This window comes from Streptacidiphilus jeojiense (assembly GCF_000719095.1).
GTDB classification, from domain to species: domain Bacteria; phylum Actinomycetota; class Actinomycetes; order Streptomycetales; family Streptomycetaceae; genus Streptacidiphilus; species Streptacidiphilus jeojiensis.
On sequence record NZ_JOEH01000008.1, the window covers coordinates 1 to 23354 of the forward strand.

The following is a 23354-nucleotide window of genomic DNA, read 5'->3' on the forward strand; positions in this document are numbered from 1 at the left end:
CATCGAGTGCAACCGACTGAAAGCCATACCCGGCGTCTCTGGGCCTCTGGACCTTACGACAGCCCGTTCAACCCATGCCAACAACGTAGGACCGACTGACCGTCACCGCTCCCTGGTGTGCCATGTGAAAGCATGTTAGGAATCTTCGAATGTCACCTGAGGAGATTCTTGCCGACCGGCTTCGTGAAGCGGGCTACGCCCCGAGGGAGGTGCAGAAGGCCGTCGGCGGAGTGGTCGCGGTCGCAGGCCTGGTCACCCTCCAGGACGGGACCGAACTGTTCGCCAAGACCCTGCTCGGACCCGACCGGGACGTGTTCCCGGTCGAGTCCGTCGGCCTGTCCGAACTGCGCGCTCTCGGCGGCGCCCCCACACCGGAGGTGCTGTACGCGTCCTCGCGCCTGCTCGTCCTGGAGCGGATGCGGCCGCGCCGGGACGACGGACAGTTCTGGGAGCAGCTGGCCCGGACGGTCGCCGCACTGCACCTGGCCACCGTCTCCGACCGGTTCGGCTGGCACCGTGACGGCTGGCTGGGCCGGCTGCGCCAGGACAACACCTGGGCGACCGACGGCCACAGCTTCTTCGCGGAACGGCGCATCCTGCGCTGGCTCCCGGAACCGCTGGTCGAGGCCGCCTTCGACCGCGAGGAGCGCCGAGCCCTGGAGCGGCTCTGCGCGGCCCTGCCGGAGCTGGTTCCGGCCCAGCCGCCGTGCCTGACCCACGGCGACCTGTGGTCGGAGAACATCGTCGCCACCGGCGCGGGCGCCCCCGTGCTCATCGACCCCGCCGTGTCCTACACCTGGCCCGAGGTCGACCTCAGCATGCTGTGGTGCTCGCCGCGCCCGGACGCCGCCGAGCGCTTCTTCGCCGTCTACCGTGAGGCCGCCCCGCTCCAGGACGGCTGGGAGGAACGGATGCCGCTGCTGCACCTGCGCGAACTGCTCAGCGTCATCGCCCACGACGACGACCACTGGGGCGCAGCCGAGGCCGTCCGGAAGATCATCGCCCCGTTCCGGAACGGCACCCGGCAGCGCAAGCCCTGACCGGGCCGACCGTTCAGCGCACCTGGACCACGTCCGTGCCGGAGGTGCGGTCCAGCACCCGGTGGTGGGCGTTGAAGACGGCGATCAGCTGGGAACGGAACTGCAGCTCGCCGCGGTGCGGGGCGCGAATGTTCAGAGCCAGGTTGTACTTGTTGGTACAGGCGAGCTGCTTCCACGCGCCCGAGCCGACCTTCTCGTCGATGCACAGCTGTATCGGCGTGGCGCCGAAGTCGTCGCTGCTGCCCGAGGCGCTGACCCGGACGATGTGACCGACCGCGACGGTGCGGGCACTGACGCCGACGGAGATGGCCGACTTCGCCGAGGCGGACCCCGCACCGACCGCCAGCCCGCCGGCGGCGAGGGCGGCGACGACCGCCGCCGAACCGGCCCGGCGAATGAAGATCGACTTGGCAGTGTTCATGGGAATCCTCCTGCTACCAGAGTGGCACGTGTACCGATCATCTGTTCGTCGTATTGGACGTCGGCCACCCCGCACGGGTTGCATCCCGAAGGTGAGACTTCTCAGGGTTCTTTCAGGCAACTCCCAGCCGGTCATGACCCCAGGTATCTGAGCGCGGCGACGACGCGGCGGTTGACGCCGGTGGAGGGGGCCAGGCCCAGCTTGGCGAAGATGGCGGCGACGTGCTTCTCCACCACCCCGGGGGTGATGGTGAGCAGCTCGGCGATGGCGGCGTTGGAGTGGCCCTGGGCGATCAGGGCCAGCACCTCCCGCTCGCGCGGGGTGAGGGTGGACAGGGCGTCGGCGCGGCGGGCGGCCCCGAGCAGGTGGCGGACCACCTCGGGGTCCAGTACGGTGCCGCCGCGCGCCACCCGGGAGACGGCCTCGACGAACTCGCCGACGTCGGCGACCCGGTCCTTGAGCAGGTAGCCGACCCCGCCGGCCTGCTCGGCGAACAGCTCGGTGGCCGAACGGGTCTCGATGTACTGGGAGAAGACCAGCACCGCGACCCCGGGCAGGTCGCGGTGGATCTCCCGGGCGGCCCGCATCCCCTCGTCGGTGTGGCTCGGCGGCATCCGCACGTCGATGATGGCGACGTCGGGCCGGTGCTCCTCGACGGCCAGCCGCAGCGCCTGCGCGTCCGCGACCGCGGCGACCACGTCCAGTCCGCGGCGGGTCAGGGTCTGGGTGAGTCCCTCCCGCATGATCGCGGCGTCCTCGGCTATCACCACCCGCAGTCGGCCGTCCATCAGGCGTGCCTGGGCAGTTCGACGGTGACGGCGGTGGGGCCGCCGGGCGGGCTGGTGACGTCGAGGCGGCCGTCCACGCTCTGCACCCGCTCCCGCAGCCCAGCCAGTCCGCTGCCGCGCGCGGGGTCCGGCCGGGCGCCCCCGTTCCCGTCGTCGGTCACCGTCATCAGCAGCCTGCCCTCCTGCTCGTGCACATCGATGGTGATCCGGGCCGCGCCGCTGTGCTTGGCCGCGTTGGCGACCAGCTCGGCCGCGCAGAAGTAGGCGATGGCCTCGATCGCCGGCGAGGGCCGCTCGCCCGCGCCGACACCGAGGCCGGCTCCGACTCCGGCGCCGACGGCCAGGTCGACCGGGATCGGGCTGGTCTCGGCCAGCAGCGACAGTGCCGCGCCCAGGCCCCGGTCCAGTACCGCCGGGTGGATGCCCCGGGCCAGGTCGCGCAGCTCGGCCAGGGTCTCCTTGGCGTTGCGGTGCGCCGCGCCGAGCAGCGCCAGGGTGTGCTCGCCGTCCAGGTCCTGCTCCAGGTTCTCCTTGATCTCGCCGAGGGACATGGCCAGCGCGGTCAGCCGGACCTGGGCGCCGTCGTGCAGGTCGCGCTCGATCCGGCGCAGCCGGGCCGCCGACTCGTCGACCACTCTGGCGCGCTTCTCCTGCAGCTCCCGGGCCCGCTCGGCGGCGGCGGCGATCCGGGCCTGGGCGTCGCGCTCGGCCTCCAGCCGGGCGGCGCGCTCCTGCAGTGAGGCGTACTGGATCCGACGGTGCCGGTAGGCCACCGAGTCCCCCAGCACCCAGGCGACCAGCGCCGAGCCGCCCAGCGCGACGGCGGCGGCCAGCAGCGGGATCCCCGGGTACGCCCGGTGGGCCGGCGCCCACTGGGACACCGCCACCGCGGCACCGATCAGACAGACCGTCAGCCCGGCCACCGAGATCCGTCGCGGCCGGTGCGCGGCCAGGGTGTAGAGCAGGACCGGAATCGCCAGATCGGTCATGCTGGGCTGCAGGGCCGGGACCGGGGGGATGCTGCCGGGCTGCTGGCCCAGGGTGATCTGCAGGGCCCCGAACGCCGCCGCCGTGGCGAACGCCGCCACCGGGAACCGCCGGCGCGGGATCACGGTGGCGGCGATCAGGGCGTTGACGCAGATCAGCGCCAGGGCGGTGCCGGCCGGTCCGCGCGGCACCTCGTCGAGGCTCAGCGCGAACAGCAGCAGCGCCAGTGCGGTGTCGGCCCGCCAGGGATGGCGCCGCACCCATGAGTTCCCCCTCAGCAGCACCTCCCCAGGGTAGGGGTCCGGCTGCGCGGCGCACCCGCTGCGCAGGATCTCCTCGTCCATCTCTTCCCCGGCCGCTCCGCCCCGGTCAGTGCAGGGCGACGTGCCCGTTGCCGGTGAGCAGGATGATCTGGGAGAGGAAGCCGCTGGTGCCGTCGCAGGCCGGCACGGTGGTGTCGACCTCGTCGATGGTGACGGTCAGGTCGAAGGTCCCGCTGATCCCCCGGTACGAACCGGTGCCGGAGCCCGGGACCACCGGGGTCGGCACGGTGAAGCTGATGCTGCCCGAGCAGGTGGCCGCGTTGTGCGGCCAGGGGTCGTAGGCCTTGATGATCTTCTTGTCCAGCTGGGCGATGTCCAGCCGGAACGAGCCGTGGCGGAGCCCCAGTTGCATCTGGCTGGTGTGGTCCGGGTCGACCGTGCCGTCCGGGTGGACGGTCACCGCCTGCCCATAGTCGCCGATCGCCCCGGTCAGCAGGACCGAGGACTTGGGGCCGTCGCTGTCGACGCTGTAGTCGATCAGGTGCACCGCGCCGCCGTGGGCCGCCGCCGGAGCCGGGGTCGTCCTGGCCGCCTGGGCGGCCGGGGTCGCCCTGGCAGCCGGGGTCGCCGGGGCCGCGGCCGCTGCCGCGCATCCCCCCACCAGCAGGGCTCCGCCAGACACCGCGGCGATGATCGTGGGCATGGCCCGCATCTTGAACATGTCGAACTCCTCGTGCGAGTAAGCGATTTGACGGATGGTCGGGCCACTGCCGGCCGCTCCGGAGGGCGTCTTCCGCCTCGTCGACAACGCTACGGACGGGCCTTGGCCGCAGGCAGCCGGGCAGCGTCCATCCTGGGCTGGGGGATATCCCCCAGCCCGCCGCCGACGGGTCGCCAGCGGGTCGCCGACGGGCCCGGGCGCGATGCCGTACAGTGATCGGGCAGGCGTTCAGGGCGCCTCCGGGTCCGCGGGAAGGGCAGAGCCCACCTGGTTCACGCGAGCGTGTCAGCGTGCCCTACCGTCCTTCGGCCGGCGTGGCGGACCACCGGTTCACCGAAGGAGGCCCCTGTGTCGACGGCACCGCGAACCATGCCCCTGCCCGAGCGTCCCAGTCCGCAGCAGCTCAAGAAGCGGGCGAAGGACCTGCAGCGGGCGGTTCGGGCCCAGTCCCCCACCGCGCTGGCGCTGGTCGCCCGGCATGCGCCCGGAAGGGCCGAGGATCCGGCCGGATTCACCCTCGACGCCGCCCAGTTGGTGATCGCCCGGCTCTACGGCTTCCCGAGCTGGCCGCGCCTGCGTGAGCATCTCGCCGCGCACCCCGAACCCTCCGCCGACCGGCCCCGCAGCGGTATGCGCACGGTGGAGGACTTCTTCCGGCTGCGGACCGGCTGGGCCGACGCCTCGGACCTGCGCCGCTGCGCCGCGGCCGCGACCCCGGCGCACCCCGATCCGGCGCAGTGGCAGCCGCTGCTCACCGTGCACCGCAACGGCGTCAAGGTGATCGCCCTCGACTCTCCGGCCGGGGTGCTGTTCGCCGAACTCACCCCCAAGCGAATCACCCTGTCTCTAGCTGTTTCTGACGTGCCGTCGGGTAAGGCGGTGGCGGTCTGCTTCCGCAGTGCCTTCGGCACGATCGCCGGGGTCGTCGGACCGGATGTCACCGGTCTGATGGTGGAACCGGTCGCGGACCGTCGCCCGCTGGGCTGGGCGCTGGTGGCCGGCGGCGTGTTCGTCGCGCCCAACGCCTTCCAGGTCGGACCGGCAGGCCTGGTCCTGCGGACCAACGGCAGTGCGCGCGGCGAGGTCGTACCGCTGACGGCCCTGCCACCGCTCTCGGCCGCCGTCGTGGACCGGCCCGCACCGGCAGTCGAGGCCGTCCCGGCCGCCGGCACCGACTCCGTCCCGGATCTGACGACGGTCCTCGCCGCGGCCGACGCGCCCCCGATCGTCGATCCGGAGCAGTGGCGCCCCGGCGTCCGGGCCGACCTCACGCCGACCGAGCAGCTGCGGCTCGCCCGCTACGGCAGGCTGCTGGTCTGGCAGCGGACCGGTGGGCCCGAGGAGGACGCCGAGGATCCCTTCGTCTTCGACTTCACCCCGCAACCGGGCCCAGTCCGGGACTTCGCCGTGGTCGGCAGGAGCATCTCCTTCACCCGGATGTACTACGGCTTCCACGACGGGGCCGGCGGCACCGTCGCCGTCCTGGGCCTGGTCGACGACGCCGAGGTCGCCTCGGTGACGCTGCGCCGCGACGGCATGCCCGACCTGGCGGCCCGCATCGCCGGCAGGACGTTCCTGGTCGCGGGGGTCGACCTCGACCAGCTCCCCGAGCGCGGCCCGGTCACCGCCGTCCTGGTGGCCCGGGACCGCGCGGGGCATGTGTGCGAGGAACTCCCCTACCAGGAACAGGACTTCAGCCGACGGACCTGAGCTGCCGTGCTCGCAGCGGACCGCTCATGCCCCGGCCGCCGTCATCCCGAGGTGTTCCAGCAGCAGTCCCTCACGGGTGGACCAGGGGCAGATGGTCACGGTGTCGGCTCCGCAGGCCTCCATCAGGGTCTCGGCGACCAGGGCTCCGGCCAGCGACTGCTCGGCCCGGTGCGGGGCGATGCCCGGCAGTGTGCCGCGGCGCGGCACGCTCACGGCGGCCAGCAGCGGGATGACCGCGCGGAGGTCACGCAGCGTCAACTCGTCGGCGCTGCGCGGCCTCCGGCGCTGCGGCACGCCCCTGACGGCGGCGAGCCGGGCGAGTTGGGTGAAGGTCTTGGAGGAGGCCAGCACCCGGACGCCCGGTTCGGCCTGCGGCAGCCCGGGGGCCGCCGCAAGGGCCCGGCGCAGCTGCTGCCGCGCCCGGTCCAGCCGCCGTTCGGAGGCGGGGGTGCTGCCGGGCAGCAGCTCGCGGGTGACCCGGCGCGCGCCCAGCGGCAGCGACAGCACGCCGCCGGGCCGGGCCGCGTCGCCCCAGGCCAGCTCCACGGTGCCGCCGCCGATGTCCAGGACCAGCAGCGGGCCGGCCTCGGGGCCCGCCCAGTGCCGGGCGGCCACATAGGCCAGTCGGGCCTCCTCCTCGCCGGGCAGCACCAGCAGCCGTACCCCGGTGGTCCGGGCGACCCGGGCGATGACCTCGTCCCGGTTGGGCGCGTCACGGATGACCGAGGTGGCGAAGGCGAACACCTCGGGCAGCAGCACCCGCGGGTCCGCGTCCACCGCCTCGCCCACGGCCTGCTCCACGCTCCGCACCGCCCTGCCGCGCAACCGCCCGTCCGGGCCCAGGGCCTGATGCAGCCTCAGCCGCACCTTGTGCGAGAGCACGGGCTCGATCGCCCCGCTCTTGCGCCGCTGCACCACGGTCAACAGGGCGCTGTGGCACCCCACGTCCAGGACCCCCGCCTGCCGCATCTCCCGACACCCCTCTCCCCCGGAGGCGTGCGCGATGCGGTCCGTACGTCGGACCAGGCACCGGCGCCCACCAGCACGCTGCCTGACCGGATAACGGTCCACCTTACAACGACCGCCTTCGCTCCTCGTCGGGCCGTCGGTCGGTCAGCCGTTCCAGGTCCAGTCGGCGACCTCGGGCAGGTCGGTGCCGTGGGCGCGGATCCAGTCGTGGTGGCGGGCGCGGACGTCGGCCATCTGCTGGCGCACCCCGGCGGCGCGCACCGACAGCCCGGGCACCCGGTCGATCACGTCCATGACCAGGCGGTAGCGGTCCAGGTCGTTGCGCACCACCATGTCGAAGGGGGTGGTGGTGGTCCCGGACTCCTTGTAGCCGCGTACGTGCAGCTGGTCGTGGTTGGTGCGGCGGTAGGCCAGCCGGTGGATCAGCCAGGGGTAGCCGTGGTAGGCGAAGATCACCGGCTTGTCCGGGGTGAACAGCGAGTCGAACTCCTTGTCCTTCATCCCGTGCGGGTGCTCGTCGGCGGGCATCAGCCGGGCCAGGTCGACCACGTTGATCACCCGCACCGCCAGCTGCGGCAGCAGCTCGCGCAGCAGCTGGGCGGCGGCCATCACCTCCATGGTCGGCACGTCCCCGGCGCAGGCCAGCACCACGTCCGGGTCCCGGCTGCCGTCCTCGGTGCCGGCCCACTCCCAGATCCCGGCGCCGCGCGCACAGTGCACCCGGGCCTGGTCCAGCGAGAGCCAGTCGAAGCACGGCTGCTTGCCGGCCACCACCACGTTCACGTAGTCACGGCTGCGCAGGACGTGCTCACCCACGCTGAGCAGGGTGTTGGCGTCCGGCGGCAGGTAGACCCGGACCACCTCGGGGCTCTTGTTCAGGACGTGGTCCACGAAGCCGGGGTCCTGGTGCGAGAACCCGTTGTGGTCCTGCCGCCACACGTGCGAGGTCAGCAGGTAGTTGAGCGAGGCGATCGGGGCCCGCCAGGGGATCTGACGGGTCGTCCGCAGCCACTTGATGTGCTGGTTGACCATCGAGTCGACGATGTGGACGAACGCCTCGTAGCAGGAGAACAGGCCGTGACGGCCGGTCAGCAGGTAGCCCTCCAGCCACCCCTGGCACAGGTGCTCGGACAGCACCTCCACCACCCGGCCGTCGCGGGCCAGGTTCTCGTCCACCGGCAGCACCTGCGCCTGCCAGGCCTTGCCGGTGGCCTGGTAGACCGCCTGCAACCGGTTGGAGGCGGTCTCGTCCGGGCCCACCAGCCTAAAGTCGCGCCGGCCCGCGGTGTCGGCCATCACCTGCTCCAGCAGCTCGCCCAGGATCCGGGTCGGCTCGTGCATCGTCGCGCCGGGCTTGTCGACCGGTACCGCGAAGCGCTCCAGCTCGCGCACCGGCAGCTCGCGCAACAGCAGCCCGCCGTTGGCGTGCGGGTTGGCACCCAGCCGCCGCTCGCCCTCGGGGACGTGCACCAGCACCTCGGCGCGCGGCCGGCCGCTCTCGTCGAACAGCTCCTCGGGACGGTACGAGCGCAGCCAGGCCTCCAACTGCGCCAGGTGCTCGGGGTTGGTGTGGATCCCGTCCAACGGCACCTGGTGCGCCCGCCAGGTCCCCTCCACCTGCAGCCCGTCGACCTTGTCCGGCCCGGTCCAGCCCTTGGGGGTGCGCAGCACGATCATCGGCCAGCGCGGGCGCTCGACCGCGCCCTCCTCACGGGCCGCGCGCTGGGCGGCGGTGATCCGGTCCACCGCCTGGTCCATAGCGGCGGCCATCGCCCGGTGCACGGCGACCGGGTCGTCGCCGGTGACGTGGATCGGCTCGTGGCCGTAGCCGCGCAGCAGCTGGTCCAGCTCGTCCTCCGGGATACGGGAGAGCACCGTGGGGTTGGCGATCTTGTATCCGTTCAGGTGCAGGATCGGCAGCACCGCGCCGTCGTGCACCGGGTCCAGGAACTTGTTGGCGTGCCAGGAGCCGGCCAGCGGGCCCGTCTCGGCCTCGCCGTCACCGATCACGCAGGCCACCAGCAGGCCGGGGTTGTCGAAGGCCGCGCCGTAGGCGTGGGCCAGCGAGTAGCCCAGCTCGCCGCCCTCGTGGATCGAGCCCGGCGTCTCCGGCGCCACATGGCTGGGCACCCCGCCGGGGAAGGAGAACTGGCGGAACAGCTTCCGCATGCCCTCCTCGTCGCGGGTGATGTCCGGGTAGGCGGCGCTGTAGCTGCCCTCCAGCCAGGAGTTGGCCAGCACCGCCGGGCCGCCGTGTCCGGGGCCCCAGATGCAGATCGCGTCCAGGTCGCGGGCCCGGATCAGCCGGTTCAGATGGGTGTGCACCAGGTTCAGGCCCGGCGAGGTCCCCCAGTGGCCCAGCAGCCGGGGCTTGACGTGCTCGGCCCGCAGCGGCTCGCGCAGCAGCGGGTTGTCCAGCAGGTAGATCTGACCCACGGCCAGGTAGTTGGCCGCACGCCAGTGCACGTCCAGGGTCTGGACCTCGGCGTCGGTGAGGGACTGGTTCATCGCGGGGCGCTCCTTGGGCTGGGGGCTGGCGGGCTAACGGGCGGGCTGGCGAGTCCGGGTGGTGCGGCTCCGACAACCACACTCCCCCGGCCGACCTACCCGGTCACAGGGCCAAACGGGCCCACTTCCGCGGTACGCCCCGCGGTCGCGCGCCGTTCGGCCCGCCGACCCCGCCCGTTCGGCCCATCCGCTGCCGCCGCCCTGCCGGCCCGTAGGGCCACCGGTGCCGCTGTCGGTGCCGGCCGATAGCGTTCCCTGTCATTGCCCGTGGTGGACGAGGACGCGAGGGAGGCCTTCTGATGGACAGGCAGGAGCATGGTGATGTCGGTGCGGTCCTCGCGGCCGCCGCGGCGGTGCCCGTCACGGATGCGGAGCGTCGGCGCGAGACGGGCGAGCTCCTGGTGCACATGCTGGGCCATGGTCGCGGTGGCCAGCGGGTGGCGGTCGCCCGGGCCATCGTCGATCTCGCTCCGGAGCAGCGTGCGGCGGCGGTAGCAGGTCTGCTCGGGTTCGTCGCCGAGCCCGCGTCGGATCCACTGGTCGTGGCCAACGCCGCGGTCTGGTCGCAGGTCCCCGGCTGGGTCGGGTTGAGCAGCCGGATCGCGCTGGCGGTGCTGGACCCGGCGCAGGCAGGCTCTGCCCGCGCCGCCGCCCGGGCCTGCGACATCGTCTCCCTCGGCCAGCTGGCCGAGGAGTTCGCCGGGCTCGGCCCCGAGGAGTGCGATCTGGTGGGGAAGCGCCTGGCCGACGCGGTTGCGGGCGGGACGAATCCGGGCTGTCTGGCAGCCTGTCTGCTGTCGCTCGGGCCCACCCAGCACCGGCGCACCAGGGAGGCGCTGGACGGCGTGATCGCCCGGGGCACACCCATCGGCCTGCTCGCGCGGCCGCTCACGGACCTGCACCCGGATTTCGTGCCCCACGCGGTGGAGCTGGCCCTCGCGTCGCTGCCGTTGGACCCGAAGCAGTACCTCGCCCGGCAGCAGGACCCGGACCCGCAGGACATCGCCTCCGCGGTGCTCGCCGCCGGCGAGGAGTACCGGGACCAGGTGGGCAGCGCTCTGTGGCGGCTGGTACGGGATCCGTCGGCCAAACCCTCCTACCGCCGGCAGGCCGCCGGGCGGCTCGAACTGGTCGACAGGGCCGCCCGGGAACAGGCCGAGCGGTTCCTGCGGGACGCCGTGGTCAGCGACCCGGCAGCGGGCGATCCGCACCCGGTGCCGACCCCGCAGCGGGCGGCGGAGATCCGTGCCGCCGTCGCCGACGCATGGCGGCGCATCGACGGCTGGCTGCATGAGCATGCCCCCGCGGTCTCCGCCGGGCTCGGCGGCCCGGCGAGCCCGGACGAGATCACCGCCGTCGAACGAGACCTCGGCCTCGCCCTGCCCGTGGACTTCGCGGCCTCCTGCGCGGTCCACCGCAGCGTGGAAGTCAGCGGTGTGTTCTCCTACGTCTGCCACGGCGACATCGGCGAGTTGGCGAAGTGGCGTGACGAGTTGGCGGAGGAGGGAAGCAGCGGGTCGACCGACCCGGACGACGAGATCCGACGGGACCAGGAGTGGCGGCGCGGCTGGGTCCCCCTGGACCACGAGCCCGACGGCTCCAGCGTCATCCTCGATCTGGACCCGGGCCCCGAGGGTGACGTGGGCCAGCTCATCTACGCCGACCAGGGCAGCATCGACGACGTCCGCGCGCGGAGCTGGCTCGATGTCCTGCTGGACTTCGCCGGGGAGTTGGACGCGGACCGCTACACCTATGACCCGGCCGAGTCCGCACTGCGCTACCGGGCCGGCCACCGGACCAGGTGACCGCACGTCACGACACGCCTGGCGGGACGGCCCCGGGAACCGCCGCGGCGGCGCAGAGGTTGCGCCGCCGCGGCTCCCCGAGGGGTGGGACCGGGCCGCTATGACGCGGCGCTGCCCAGGTGCCTGGCGAGGAACCGGGCGGCGCTGTCGGCCTCGAAGCGGGGAAGTTCCTTGTGGCGGCCGGAGTTGGCGTGCAGGGACTTCTCCTTGGAGGCGAAGGCGTCGAAGAGGGCCAGCGCCTCCTCGCGGGTGATGTGCTCGTCGTCCCACTGCATGGCGAACTCGACCGGGACGGTGATCCTCGCGGCGTGCTCAGCCAGGACGTCGGGCCAGTGCTGCCCGAAGACCGCGGCGGTGATGCGCGGCTCGGAGGCTACGAACGGGATGCCGATCGCCGTCCCCATGTTGATGCCGAAGTAGCCGACCGGCCCGCCGGTGCCGATCTCCGGGAGCTCCTGGAGGGCGTCCAGGGTCGCTCGGTACTCGGGCACGGCGAGCTCCGCCAGGTGGGCGTTGTAGCGGACCACGATCGGGCCCTCCGGCTCGCCCGCCGCCCTGGCCCGGAACAGCTCGGCGACCTCGGCCTCGTCGTGCGCCGTACGCGGCCGGTCGCCGTGGCCGGGCGCGTCGAGGACGGCGACGTGGAAGCCGCAGCCGCTCACCAGCAGCTGTGCCCGGCCCGACATCGCCGGATGCTTCTTGTGGTTGCCTCCGCCGTGTCCCATCAGGACCAGCGGCGCACGGTCGGCCGCGCCGGAGGCAGGCGACCAGAGGACACCGGGGACCCCGTCCACGGTGAAGTCGCGCTCGACCATGCCGTTGAACGTGGATTCAGAAGTGATCGTCAGAGAGTACATGGGTGTTGCCTTTCGAGAGTGCCCGTGTTGTCAAGGCGCTCCCGGCGACACCTACGTCAGTGGCCGACCGTGACGGCAAGGGGGAGCACCCACAGCGATACAGCGTTCATGGGTCTCACCTCCTGAGGCGGTGTCACGGTCAAGAGGAAGCTACCAGTCGAAGATCGTCCCGCCAACCCCTTTCCGCACGCGGACCGGCGACCGTCCACACCGTCGGCCTGGCAGAATCGGTCCCGTCGAGGTGATGGGGCAGCGCACGCTGCGGACCGTATCGAGGAGAACTCTGTGCCGCTGACCTAGGAGCCGTTGCGCCAGCTCGGATTCCTCACCATCGGACTGTTCGACGGGAACGACCCCGGCCCGGGGCACGAGTCGACCCTGGAGATCATCCGGTTGGGCGAGCAACTGGGCTTCGACAGCGCCTGGGTGCGCCACCGTCACCTGCAGTACGGCATCTCCTCGCCGGTCGCCGTGCTGGCGGCGGCCTCCCAGCGCACCAGCCGCATCGAACTCGGCACCGCGGTGATCCCGCTGGGGTGGGAGAACCCGCTGCGGCTGGCCGAGGACCTGGCGACGGTCGACATCCTGTCAGGAGGCCGCCTCAACCCGGGTCTCAGCGTCGGCCCGCCCAGGCGACTGGACCAGGTGCAGGACGCGCTCTACCCCGGCACCGCCGATGCCGAGGACTTCGGCTACGACCGGATGCAGCGGCTGCTGGACTGCGTGCGCGGCGTGCCGGTCACCGGCTTCAGCGGTGTCGAGGGCTTCGAGGTGTTCTCCGACCGGGTCCAGCCGCACTCCCCCGGCCTGGGCCGGCGGATGTGGTACGGGGGCGCGAGCTCGCGCTCCGCCCGGTGGGCCGGTGAGCACGGGATGAACTTCCTGACCAGCAGCGTGGTCAAGGCGGAGTCGCCGGAGGCGCAGGAGGCGGGGACGGCGCCGGACTTCGCCGCGATCCAGCAGTCCCTCATCCGCACCTTCCGCGCGCACCACCCGGACGGCGACCGGGCCCGGGTCTCGCAGGGCCTGGTGGTCATCCCCGTCGACTCCGCCTCGGCGGAGCAGCGCGCAAAGTACCGGGCCTTAGCCGACAAGCGGATGCCACGGACCACGACCCCGCAGGGGCCTGGGCAACTGCTGTTCGCACCGGACCTGGTCGGCACCTCCGCCCAGATCGCCGAACAGCTCTACGCCCACGCCGCCTTCCGCGAGATCGACGAGGTCGCCTTCGCGCTCCCGTTCACCTTCGAGCACGAGGACTACGTCCAGATCCTCACCGACATCGCCACCCACCTCGGCCCGGCCCTCGGCTGGCGGCCCGGCGGCTGACCCGTACACCGCGGCCCGTCAGGGCGAGGCGCACGGGTTCGGCCAACAGGGTGTTCCTGAGCACGGCAGCGCTCCACGTACCCGGTGGCGCACCTGCCGGGCCGGATCATCGCGTCCATGGAAACCCTTCCGTACTCCCCACCGGACCAGGACGTCCTGGCCGTGCTGCCGCCGAGCGACGCACTGGCGCGGGCGCACGCCGAGGCCGTCCGGCTCCGGGTGCCGCTGGCGGAGCAGCTGGCGGCCGAGGGTGCGGTCGGCCAGGAGGAGCTGGACCGGTTGCTCGCCGGGCACTGGGAGGTGCCGTACATCACTCTGCGGGAGTCGACGGCCGACCCGGTCCTGGTGAACGCGCAGCCCGCAGCCCGGCTGTGGCGGGAGGGCTGGATCCCGCTGTGGCGGTCCGCGGACGGCGGCGCGGTACGGGTCGGCTTCGTCGGCAGACCGGACCAGGAGCGTGTGCAGCAGGTGGCGCAGGTCGTGGGCGCCCCGGTGGAAGCAGCCGTGGTCAGTCAGGACGCCTTTCGTGAGGCCCTGCTGCGGTGCCACCGTGAAGAGTTGGTGGAGCTGGCGGTGTCCGGCCTGGCCCTCCGGGCCCCGCTCCAGTCGGCACAGCGGGTGCTGACCCGGGCTCAGCAGCTGCTGGCCGCAGGGCTGGTGGTGCTGATCGTGCTCGGTTTCCTCGCCGACTGGCGCTCGGCGCTGGCCACCGTCTTCGCGGTGGTCAACGTCGCCTTCCTGTTCAGCGTCGGGTTCAAGTTCCTGGTCTGCATGCGCGGTGCCGAGCGGGAGCGAGAGGAGCCGATCAGCGCCGCCGACCTGGACGCCCTGGACGAGGGCTCGCTGCCGGGCTTCACCGTACTGGTCCCGGTTTACCGAGAGGCCGGGATCGTCGGCCAACTGCTGTTGAATCTTGGGGAGTTGGATTGGCCTCGGGCCAAGCTCGAAGTGCTGGTGCTGCTGGAGGAGGACGACAGCGAAACCGTCGCAGCCGCCCGGGCCGCCCAACCACCCGCCTGGATGAAGCTGGTCGTGGTCCCGCAGTGCGAGCCCAGGACCAAGCCCAAGGCGTGCAACGTCGGTCTGTTCTTCGCCCGCGGCGACTACCTGGTCATCTACGACGCCGAGGACCAGCCCGATCCGGACCAGCTGAAGAAGGCGCACCTGGCCTTCACCCGCGCCGACGGCGACACCGTCTGCGTCCAGGCCGCGCTCAACTACTGGAACGCCGAGGAGAACGCCCTCACCAGAATGTTCACCCTGGAGTACTCCTTCTGGTTCGACTACATGCTCCCCGGCTTGGACGACCTGCGGCTGCCCATCCCGCTGGGCGGAACCTCCAACCACTTCCGCACCGACGCGCTGCGCCGACTCGGCGGCTGGGACCCGTTCAACGTCACCGAGGACGCCGACCTGGGCGTCCGGGCGGCGGCCGAGGGCTGGCGGGTGAGCGTGGTGGGCTCCACCACCTACGAGGAGGCCAACCGGGCCTACGGCAACTGGATCCGGCAGCGCTCCCGCTGGGTGAAGGGCTACCTGCAGACGCTGCTGGTGCATCTGCGCGCACCGGTGCGGCTGACCCGGACCATCGGCCTGGGGCAGACCCTGGCCTTCGTGCTGCTGATCGGCGGAACCCCGGCCGGCTTCCTGGCCGCACCGCCCCTGCTGCTGCTGTTCGTGTGCTCGCTGCTGGTGCCGACCAATCGACTCATCGAGGTCCTTCCGGCCTGGCTGCTGGCGGTCTCGATGATCGACCTGGTCATCGGCAACACCGCGATGATCTACGTCGGAATGATGGGCGCCTTCCGCCGCCGACGCTACCGGCTGGTGCCCTGGGCCCTGCTCACCCCCCTGTACTGGTTGCTCCACTGCGCCGCGGCGTACAAGGCGCTGTGGCAACTGATCACCCGTCCGCACTACTGGGAGAAGACCACCCATGGCCTCAGCACCGTCAGCCACCCCGGTCAGGGCCCGGACCTGGTCCCCGGGCCGCAGCCGGCAGTGGGCCTGGACCGGGGCTGACTGGCCGTCAACCGCCGTCCGCCGCTGGGCACTGCGACTGGCGCTGGCGCTGCCGTTCGTTCTGTTCGCCTACTGGGTGCTGCACCTCGGCTACACCAGCAACCCGCGCGCCCTGCTCGAACAGCACGCCGCCGCGGTCCGCGCCGGCTGGCACGACCTCTCGGCGGCCCGGGTGGCCTATCCGCCGCTCCTGACCGGACCGCTCGCGGTCCTCCCCGCCGGCTGGCGCCCGGCGGCGCAGAGCATCGTCGGCGCCCTCGCCGCGGGGACACTGCTCTCGGTCTACCTCGCCCGCCTGGTCGTGGCACAGCTCCCGATCACGCTGATCGTGCTGCTGTGCGCGGCTCTGCTCTGCAACACCTCGCTCTGGTACCTGGGCACCCAGGACCTCTCGGGCATCACCTCGCTGCTCTTCCTCACCCTCGCCCTCGGCGGCTTCCTGCGCTTCGCCGCCTTCGCCGAGACCGAAGGCGGCTTCCAGGCCGGACTGTTCCTCGCCGTGGCCTTCGGCTGCGGGTCCATCGCCCTGGCCTACGCCCTCTCGCTGGTGATCGGCGCGCCGCTGCTCGCTGTCCGGCGCTTCCGGGCCGAGCCCGCGGCGATCCTCGCAACCGCGCTCGTGCTGGGCTTCCCGATCGCTGCGGCGGCACTGGGCTGGACCTTCACCGTGTGGCGCCTCGCCGGCCATCCGTTCGCCTGGCTGAGCAACAGCGGGAACGGCACCCCGTTCCACGTCCGTAGCGGCTCCAGCGTCGCTCTGCGCGACGCCGCCGCGTCCGTCCTCCACGCCCCGCTCTACCTGCTGGTCGCCGCCTGCATCCTGACCGGCGCGATCGGCACCGGGCACCGGCTGTTCGTCCGCGCGATGATCACCCTCGGCTTCTTCGTCCCGATCATCGTCCTCTTCCTCGGCGACTGGCTCGGCTTCATCTACTCCCCCATGACCAGCTTCCTGCTGCTCACCCTCCTCCCGGCCGCCACCATCCCGGCCCGCCCGAGCCGCCCCCTGTGCCTGCTCCTCGGCACCGCCGCCGTCCTCCAGCCGATCATCGCGATCGTATGGCCGGTCGCGGGAGCAGCGACTGTCGACAACTGGATCCGGGCGATCTTCTGACCCGCCCCGATCTGCCCCCCGTCTGCTCCGTTCATTCACCTGCGTAGAGTCGATGCAGGTCGATCAATCGGACTCCGGGGTCCCGCTCGGCGAGGTTCAGTAGTTCCGGGGTGAAGCCGGCCCCGCTGAAACACAGGAGACGGGTCTGCTCGGCGTCCACGTTGACACGTGAGCGCAGCAGAGCCCGGATGTGCTCGAGCCGCTGAAGATGATTCAGGCCCATGGTCTCGTTCCACTTCGCCTCCCCGATGGCCAGGAGTACCTCGCGGCCGTCGGCACGGCGACCGAAGACAACCACGTCGACTTCGTGGCCTGTCTTGGCGACCGGGTCGGGGACGATTCCGGATTCGACGCGGGTTCGCTGTCCGCCGAGGGTGTCGGCGGAGGCGTACCAGCGCGTCCAGGTGCGGCAGACCTGCTCGAAATGCGGACCGATGATCTGGCTGCGAAAGGTGGGCTGCGCCCGTTCCCATACGGCGGTGGCCTGATCGGGGCGTTCCAGGTCGCTCCACTGCGGGCGCATCAAGGCGTAGTAGAACGTCAGGATCGGTTCCGCGATGCGGTAGGCGGAGCGCTTGCCGTGGAAGGCGTCCGGCTCCCGTACGATCATTCCGGTGTCTTCCAGGACCGTCAGGGCATGGCCCAGATCGGTGGACTTGCGTTCCAGGAAGCCGGCGATGCCGCCGCGGGTGTGGTTTCCCTGCGCGATAGCGGCGAGCACGCTGTGGTAGAGGGCGGTGTCCCGCAGGTCGGGTTCCTCCGCGAGCAGGAAGCGGGCCTCGCGGAACAGCGGGCGTCCGGGGTTGAGCACATTGCGCAGCACCCAGGGACCGAAGTCGTCCACGTCCGAGGGCGCGTCGCCGAGCACGAACTCGCGCCGGTACGCAGGGGTGCCGCCGACCACCGAGTTGACCAGCAGGGCCAGACGCGGATCCGCAGTCAGCCCCCAGAAGTCGGCGGCCAGACGGAAGTCCAAGGTGGGCACGACCAGTTCGAGACTGGCGCGCCCGCGCAGCGGGGCCGTGCCCGACAGCAGGCCACCCATGAAGGACAGCGCGGAGCCGCACAGCAGTAGTCGCACCGGCCCCCCCTCATGCCTGGACTGCGGCCCGAGCGCCCGCTGCAGCAACGAGGGCAGCTCCGGCGAGGCCTTCGCCAGGAACGGGAACTCGTCCAGCACCACGACCCGCGGCGCGCCGCCCTGCACGGCCAGGCCCATCAGTTCCGCGACCGCCTCCTCCCAGTGGGCGAAGCGGTACGGCGTGCGACGCCCCTCGAAGCGCGCCAGCGCCCCTCCGAACTGCCGCAGCGACTCCGCCTCGGTCGCTTCGCTGGCGGAGAAGAAGAACCCATCGGTCACCCGGCAGAGTCCGTCCAACAGGAACGTCTTGCCCTGCCGACGACGCCCCGACACCACCCCCAGCGTCGCCTCCGCCCCCTCGTACGAGGCGAAACGCACCAGTTCGCTCCATTCGAAATCACGGTCGAACATCCCCGTCGGCTTGTCCATGCGCCCTTCACCCATCACCAGGCAATCAATAAGCACTACAGCTATTATACATACGTGCATCATTAGGAGCGGGCCGCCGAGCGCACACCCGGCGCACAGACCTGACGCGGCAGCGCCACGCCGCGTACCGCACACTCGCCCGCCACGACACGGCCTGCTTTGCCGACGCCCGGACCACCGTGATGCAAGCTGGCAGTCGGAAGACCGACAGCCCCGGGGATTGAGGCGTAATGGCGAACGTGGTCACGCTTGTCTCGGCGAACCTGCTGACCGGCGGGCTCGGCGGCTCGCGGACCGAGGGCCGGTTCGATGCCCTGATGCACGCGGCCGGGCGCCAGCAGGCCGATGTCGTGTGCTTCCAGGAGTGCATGTGGTTCGCCGACGACGACCGGCGGCTGTTCTACCGGGCCGAGCGGATCCTGGGGATGCGCGGGGTCCTCGGTCGGGTCAGGACCGGGCTGCACGTGGCCGTGTTCGTCAGGGCACCGCTGGCCGTCACGGCCAGTAGGATCCTGAGTGGCGGGCTCTGGCACCACGGTGCGCTGCGCGTGGACCTCACCCTCCCCGGTCCCGGAGGTTCGGAGACCGAACTGACCGTCGTCTCCGCGCACCTGAGCCCGCGCAGCCCGGCCCAGCGGCTGCTGGAGGCCGAGCAGCTGATCGAGCACGTCCCGGCCAAGGGCCTGGTCCTGCTCGGCATGGACGCCAACACCGCCGACGCGGACACCGACCTGTCCGGCATCTCGCCCCGGCTGCGCGCCGGCCTGGCCCTTCCCGGCAGCACCGTCCCGGACCTGCGCCCGGTCCAGCGGCTGGCCGACGCGGGCTTCTCCGACGTCGCCGAGCTCCTCGACAGCCGAAAGCCGACGACCGGCCACTGGCCCGGCCACGAGCTGGTCAACCGCCCCGACCGGATCCTGGCCAGCCCGCAGGCAGCGCAGGCGATCGAGTCGATCGAGGTCGTCGAGGAGGTCGCCACGATCACCGACCACCTGTGGCTGCGTACCCGCCTGCGCACCGAACCCGGCATCAGACTGCGGGGGTCGGACCGCATCCAGGCGAGCTGACCCCGCATACGGACATACCGGTCGGCCCGCACGTCCGCGAGGACTTCCAACCGCCCGGTTTCGGTCACAGAGGCCGCAGCAGGGTTCGTTCCGGCGGCAGCGGGGGAGCACTTCTGCATGCTCCTGTGCTGTGCTGATCGGTTTCTGACATCTCTTCGTTAGCGTCCGGACCATGCTGGAACCAAGTCATGGAGCTGCGGGCATGGATGACGCAGGGTCTGTCGAAGCGGGCGGCGGGGGCCGGCGCGTCGGTCGTAGGAAGGCGCTGAAGATCCTTTCGTTGTCCGCTGCCGGCATCCTGGTCCTGGGGGCCGCCGGTGCCGGGTACCTCTACGAGCACCTGAACGGGAACATCAGGACCGCCTCGCTCTACACCGACACTCCGGGCGGTACCCAGGCCGACGCCGGGCACCGGAGCAGCGGGCTGGGCGTCGAGAAACCGGACGCCTTCGGTCACACCCCGCTCAACATCCTGCTCATCGGCTCGGACACCCGCGACAGCGCCGCCGACTGCCAGATCGGCGGCGACTGCGGGCCCGGCGCCAACGCCGATGTGGAGATGCTGGTGCACCTGTCGGCGGACCGCAGCAACGCCACGGTGATGAGCATCCCGCGCGACACCATGATGGACCTGCCGGCCTGTACCGACCCCACCACCGGGGACCACACCTCCGGCTCCTACGACCAGATCAACAGCGCCCTGCAGTACGGCCCGGCCTGCTCGGTGGCGGCGGTGCACAAGCTGACCGGGATACCCATCGACCACTTCGTGATGATCGACTTCAGTGGCGTCGTGAGTATGTCCGACGCTGTGGGCGGGGTGAACGTCTGCGTCGACAACAACGTCTACGACCCGTACTCGGGCCTCAAGCTCAGCAAGGGCACCCACACTCTGAAGGGGACGGCGGCGCTGGAGTTCCTCCGCACCCGGCACGGCTTCGACGACGGCAGCGACCTCGGCCGCACCTACGCCCAGCACGTGTTCATCACGCAGATGGTCGACAAGGTCAAGACCGCGGGGACGCTCAGCGATCCGGCCGCGCTGTGGCGGCTGGCGAACTCCGCGACCAAGGCGCTGACCGTCGACACCGGTCTGGGCAGTCTGGCCAAGCTGATCGGTCTGGGCGAGGACCTGGGCAAGGTACCCGCGGACCGGATCACCCTCACCACCATGCAGACCCACGCCGACCCGCAGGACTCCAACCGGGTCGTCGTCGACGCCAAGGCACAGCAGCTGTTCGACGCGATCATCAACGACCGTTCCCTGACGGCAGCAGCGGCGAAGCCCACCCCCTCCCCCTCGGCCTCCGCCGATCCCTCCGCCTCCGCCGGTGCCATGGCCTCGACGACCCCCACCACGACGGCCGCCGAGGCAGCAGCGGCCAAGGCCGCGGCAGCCAAATCGGCCGCGCCGAACCCGTCCCGCGCGAGCCGGTCCACCGGCGCCGGTGCGGCTCTGGACGGTGCGCATGCCCAGACCGGCGACCAGGTCAACTCCTGTGCCCAGGTCGGCGATCTGTACACCGTCCAGGTCAACGGCGTCGGGATGACCCCGATCCAGGCGTACGCCGCGAGTCCGGGGGTCCCGGACAGCGCACCCTGACCTGGGGACGAAGAGGTTGTCAGATAGTTGTCAGATTCCGGTTCCGGCTCCCCCGCCCGGTGATTTCCAGGATCGGGCTGCCTAGGATCACGCCCATGGGTACATGTGTCCTGGTGGCCGAGGACGACAAGATGCAGGCCGAACTCGTCCGGCGCTATCTGGAGCACGAGGGCCTGACCGCCCTCGTCGCCCACGACGGGCTCGCCGCGCTGGAGCAGGCCCGCCGCAGGCACCCCGATCTGATCATCCTCGACGTGATGATGCCCGGCATGGACGGCCTGGAGCTGTGCCGGACACTGCGCCGGGAGAGCGAGGTGCCGGTGCTGATGCTCACCGCCCGCACCAGCGAGGACGACCTGCTGCTCGGGCTCGGCCTGGGCGCCGACGACTACATGACCAAGCCCTACAGCCCCCGCGAGCTGATGGCCCGGGTCCGCACCCTGCTGCGCCGCAACCGGGACGGCAGCCCGTGGGGTGACGGGGCCCTGCACGTGGGCGACCTCGGCGTCGATCCGGGCGGCCGCCGGGTGTGGATCGGCGCGGCGCCGGTGGAGTGCACCCGCGGGGAGTTCGAGATCCTGGCGGCCATGGCGGCCCAGCCGGACCGGGTCTTCAGCCGCGCCCAACTGCTGCAGGAGATCCACGGCCTGGACCTCGGCACCACCGAGCGCACCATCGACATGCACGTGATGAACCTGCGCAAGAAGATCGAGGCCGACCCGCGCCGTCCGGTCCGCCTGGTCACGGTGTTCGGCGTGGGCTACAAGCTCACCGACGGAACGGGCGGTCGGCGCCGTGCCCCGTAGCGTCCCGCTGCGCCGGAGTCTGGTGGTGCGGCTGCTGGCAACCTCGGTGCTGGTCGCGGTCTGCTCGATCGCCGCGACCGCCTGGCTGGCGGTGAAGTCCACCTCCCGCGCCATCGAGCAGCAGCAGAGCCAGGCCCTGTCCCAGGACGCCAGCATCTACAGCACCCTGCTGGACTTCGCCGCCACCCACCACAACTGGGACGGCGTCGGGCCGACCGTCAGCGCTCTGGCCCGCAGCACCGGCCGCCGGATCGCCCTCACCACCTCCGCGCGCGCCTCCATAGCCGACTCCCAACCCGCGGGCAGCCCCGCGCCCGCATCCACCCCGACGGCTGCCGCACCGCTCCCGGCCCAGGCCTCGGCGGTCGTGGACCCGCTCAATCTGGACCCCTCCCTGGCCCTCGGCTCCGGGGCGAGCCGGATCGCTCCCCAGGCCACCGGTCCCTTCCAGCTCAGCAGCAAGGAGCAGGCGGAGCTGCGCGACGCAGCGGACGAGACGGTCGGCTGCCTGGAGGATCTGGGGCTGACCGCCCAGATCAGCACCAGTCCCGCCGGCCGGCCCAGCGTCGTCACCAACAGCGGCTACGCCGGGCTGATGATGATGGACAAGTGCAACGCCAAGCCGCTGCTCTTCCCCACCCAGAGCGAGCAGACGGCGCTGGAGCAGCTCGACGCCCTGGTCAACCCCTGTCTCGCACGGCAGGGGATTCCGCCGGTCCAGGTCGACCTGAACTTCTCCTGGACCGGACGCCCGGCCAGCTCCACCAAGGCCGCCCAGTCCATCGCGACCTGCATCGAGTCCGGACGCCGGGAGCAGCTGGCCCCCTACGTCGCCCCGGCCGCGCTGCTCTTCGTCACCAGCCCGGCCCGGACCCCCGGTTCGGTGTTCGACCTGTCCCGGGCCAACACGATCCGGATCGTGGAGGTGACCGCGCTGGTCCTGGCGGTGACCGTGGCGGTCACCGTGCTGGTGGCCACCCGGCTGGTGCGCCCGCTGCGGGCGCTGGCCGAGGCGGCGCAGCGGCCCAACGAGCCGCACGCCCGGGTGCCGGTCCGGGGCCGGAACGAGATCGGCTACCTGGCGGCCGCGCTGAACGACCTCTCGCAGCGCCGCGAACGCATCGAGCAGCAGCGCGAGGCGATGGTCAGCGATGTGGCCCATGAGTTGCGCACTCCGCTGAGCAACATCCGCGGCTGGCTGGAGGCGGTCCAGGACGGCGTGGCAGTCCCCGATCCTGAGCTGGTGTCAGCTCTGCTGCAGGAGGCCCTGCTGCTGCAGCACATCATCGACGACCTGCGCGACCTGGCGGCCGCCGACGCGGACACCTTCCGGCTGCACCCCGAGCCGGTCCGGCTGCGCGAGGTGCTGCAACAGGTGGCGGCAGCGCACCAGGACGCCGCCCGGGCGGCCGGCGTCACCCTGGAGACCCGTACCGAGGGCGACCCCGGGCTGGTGGCCGATCCGTTGCGGCTGCGCCAGGCGGTCGGCAACCTGGTGTCCAACGGGATCCGGCACACCCCCGCCGGCGGCAGCGTGACCGTCGGCGCCCGGCGGGACGGACCGGAGGCGCTGATCGAGGTCGGCGACACCGGTGACGGCATCAGCCCCGAGAACCTGCCGCACGTCTTCGAGCGCTTCTGGCGCGCGGAGAAGTCCCGCAGCCGGCAGACCGGCGGCAGCGGCCTGGGGCTGGCGATCGTGCGCCAGCTGGTCCGGGCCCATGGCGGGACGGTCTCCGTGGACAGCACCGTGGGCAAGGGCTCGGTGTTCACCCTGCGCCTGCCCGCCCAGAAGGACTGAGGCCCAGCACGACTGAGGTCCCAGCCCGACTGA

General features: G+C 71.8%; 18 protein-coding genes. 10 read left to right on the forward strand and 8 right to left on the reverse strand.

The window, feature by feature from the left end:
- The first annotated feature begins 149 nt into the window (after positions 1 to 149).
- A complete protein-coding gene (locus tag IF29_RS0111135; protein ID WP_030252910.1) occupies positions 150 to 1040 on the forward strand; it encodes a fructosamine kinase family protein in 891 nt (296 codons plus the stop codon).
- A gap of 13 nt (positions 1041 to 1053) precedes the next feature.
- Here the strand turns inward: IF29_RS0111135 and IF29_RS0111140 are convergent, their stop codons facing one another.
- The 4 genes from IF29_RS0111140 to IF29_RS0111155 all read right to left on the reverse strand — a co-directional run bounded on the left by IF29_RS0111140 (position 1054) and on the right by IF29_RS0111155 (position 4220).
- A complete protein-coding gene (locus IF29_RS0111140) occupies positions 1054 to 1461 on the reverse strand; it encodes a hypothetical protein (RefSeq protein ID WP_030252912.1) in 408 nt (135 codons plus the stop codon).
- Positions 1462 to 1592: 131 nt separating this feature from the next.
- Entirely contained in the window at positions 1593 to 2249 is a 657-nt protein-coding gene (locus tag IF29_RS0111145; RefSeq protein ID WP_198037398.1) for a response regulator transcription factor, read from the reverse strand.
- The gene (locus tag IF29_RS48480) at positions 2249 to 3580 is read right to left on the reverse strand and encodes a sensor histidine kinase (protein ID WP_051725185.1); all 1332 of its coding nucleotides are present in this window, start codon (positions 3578 to 3580) and stop codon (positions 2249 to 2251) included. The genes IF29_RS0111145 and IF29_RS48480 overlap by 1 nt, the downstream gene beginning before the upstream one ends.
- A 25-nt stretch (positions 3581 to 3605) precedes the next feature.
- Positions 3606 to 4220, reverse strand: coding sequence for a hypothetical protein (locus tag IF29_RS0111155; protein ID WP_030252916.1), 615 nt, complete (start codon positions 4218 to 4220; stop codon positions 3606 to 3608).
- A gap of 348 nt (positions 4221 to 4568) precedes the next feature.
- Here IF29_RS0111155 and IF29_RS0111160 point away from each other — a divergent pair, with 348 nt between their 5' ends.
- Positions 4569 to 5930, forward strand: a complete 1362-nt coding sequence (locus IF29_RS0111160) for a hypothetical protein (protein ID WP_157623691.1) — start codon at positions 4569 to 4571, stop codon at positions 5928 to 5930.
- Between the two features lie 24 nt (positions 5931 to 5954).
- Here IF29_RS0111160 and IF29_RS0111165 read toward each other — a convergent pair whose 3' ends face one another.
- Positions 5955 to 6899, reverse strand: a complete 945-nt coding sequence (locus tag IF29_RS0111165; protein ID WP_030252923.1) for a Ppx/GppA phosphatase family protein — start codon at positions 6897 to 6899, stop codon at positions 5955 to 5957.
- Positions 6900 to 7043: 144 nt separating this feature from the next.
- Positions 7044 to 9407, reverse strand: a complete 2364-nt coding sequence (locus tag IF29_RS0111170) for a phosphoketolase family protein (protein ID WP_030252925.1) — start codon at positions 9405 to 9407, stop codon at positions 7044 to 7046.
- A 299-nt stretch (positions 9408 to 9706) separates the two neighbouring features.
- Between IF29_RS0111170 and IF29_RS0111175 the strand changes: the two genes are divergently transcribed.
- Positions 9707 to 11212: an SMI1/KNR4 family protein gene (locus IF29_RS0111175; protein WP_030252928.1), complete on the forward strand. Its 1506-nt coding sequence runs from the start codon at positions 9707 to 9709 to the stop codon at positions 11210 to 11212.
- A 98-nt stretch (positions 11213 to 11310) separates the two neighbouring features.
- Here the strand turns inward: IF29_RS0111175 and IF29_RS0111180 are convergent, their stop codons facing one another.
- Positions 11311 to 12069, reverse strand: a complete 759-nt coding sequence (locus IF29_RS0111180; RefSeq protein ID WP_030252934.1) for an alpha/beta hydrolase family protein — start codon at positions 12067 to 12069, stop codon at positions 11311 to 11313.
- A gap of 306 nt (positions 12070 to 12375) precedes the next feature.
- Here IF29_RS0111180 and IF29_RS0111185 point away from each other — a divergent pair, with 306 nt between their 5' ends.
- The 3 genes from IF29_RS0111185 to IF29_RS0111195 all read left to right on the forward strand — a co-directional run bounded on the left by IF29_RS0111185 (position 12376) and on the right by IF29_RS0111195 (position 16534).
- Positions 12376 to 13398, forward strand: coding sequence for an LLM class flavin-dependent oxidoreductase (locus IF29_RS0111185; RefSeq protein WP_030252935.1), 1023 nt, complete (start codon positions 12376 to 12378; stop codon positions 13396 to 13398).
- Positions 13399 to 13515: 117 nt separating this feature from the next.
- Positions 13516 to 15420, forward strand: a complete 1905-nt coding sequence (locus tag IF29_RS0111190) for a glycosyltransferase (RefSeq protein WP_157623692.1) — start codon at positions 13516 to 13518, stop codon at positions 15418 to 15420.
- A complete protein-coding gene (locus tag IF29_RS0111195) occupies positions 15335 to 16534 on the forward strand; it encodes a hypothetical protein (protein ID WP_030252939.1) in 1200 nt (399 codons plus the stop codon). The genes IF29_RS0111190 and IF29_RS0111195 overlap by 86 nt, the downstream gene beginning before the upstream one ends.
- Before the next feature lie 31 nt (positions 16535 to 16565).
- Here the strand turns inward: IF29_RS0111195 and IF29_RS0111200 are convergent, their stop codons facing one another.
- Positions 16566 to 18044, reverse strand: coding sequence for an AAA family ATPase (locus tag IF29_RS0111200; protein ID WP_030252941.1), 1479 nt, complete (start codon positions 18042 to 18044; stop codon positions 16566 to 16568).
- 230 nt (positions 18045 to 18274) lie between these two features.
- Here IF29_RS0111200 and IF29_RS0111205 point away from each other — a divergent pair, with 230 nt between their 5' ends.
- The 4 genes from IF29_RS0111205 to IF29_RS0111220 all read left to right on the forward strand — a co-directional run bounded on the left by IF29_RS0111205 (position 18275) and on the right by IF29_RS0111220 (position 23321).
- A complete protein-coding gene (locus tag IF29_RS0111205; protein WP_030252942.1) occupies positions 18275 to 19111 on the forward strand; it encodes an endonuclease/exonuclease/phosphatase family protein in 837 nt (278 codons plus the stop codon).
- A gap of 280 nt (positions 19112 to 19391) precedes the next feature.
- On the forward strand, positions 19392 to 20714 hold the full coding sequence (locus IF29_RS0111210; RefSeq protein WP_332262531.1) for an LCP family protein: 1323 nt from the start codon (positions 19392 to 19394) through the stop codon (positions 20712 to 20714).
- Positions 20715 to 20809: 95 nt separating this feature from the next.
- Positions 20810 to 21520: a response regulator transcription factor gene (locus tag IF29_RS0111215; protein ID WP_030252946.1), complete on the forward strand. Its 711-nt coding sequence runs from the start codon at positions 20810 to 20812 to the stop codon at positions 21518 to 21520.
- Positions 21510 to 23321 carry a sensor histidine kinase gene (locus IF29_RS0111220; RefSeq protein ID WP_030252948.1) on the forward strand — a complete coding sequence of 604 codons (1812 nt, stop codon included), beginning with the start codon at positions 21510 to 21512 and terminating at the stop codon, positions 23319 to 23321. Before IF29_RS0111215 ends, IF29_RS0111220 begins: the two co-directional genes overlap by 11 nt.
- Positions 23322 to 23354: the final 33 nt, after the last annotated feature.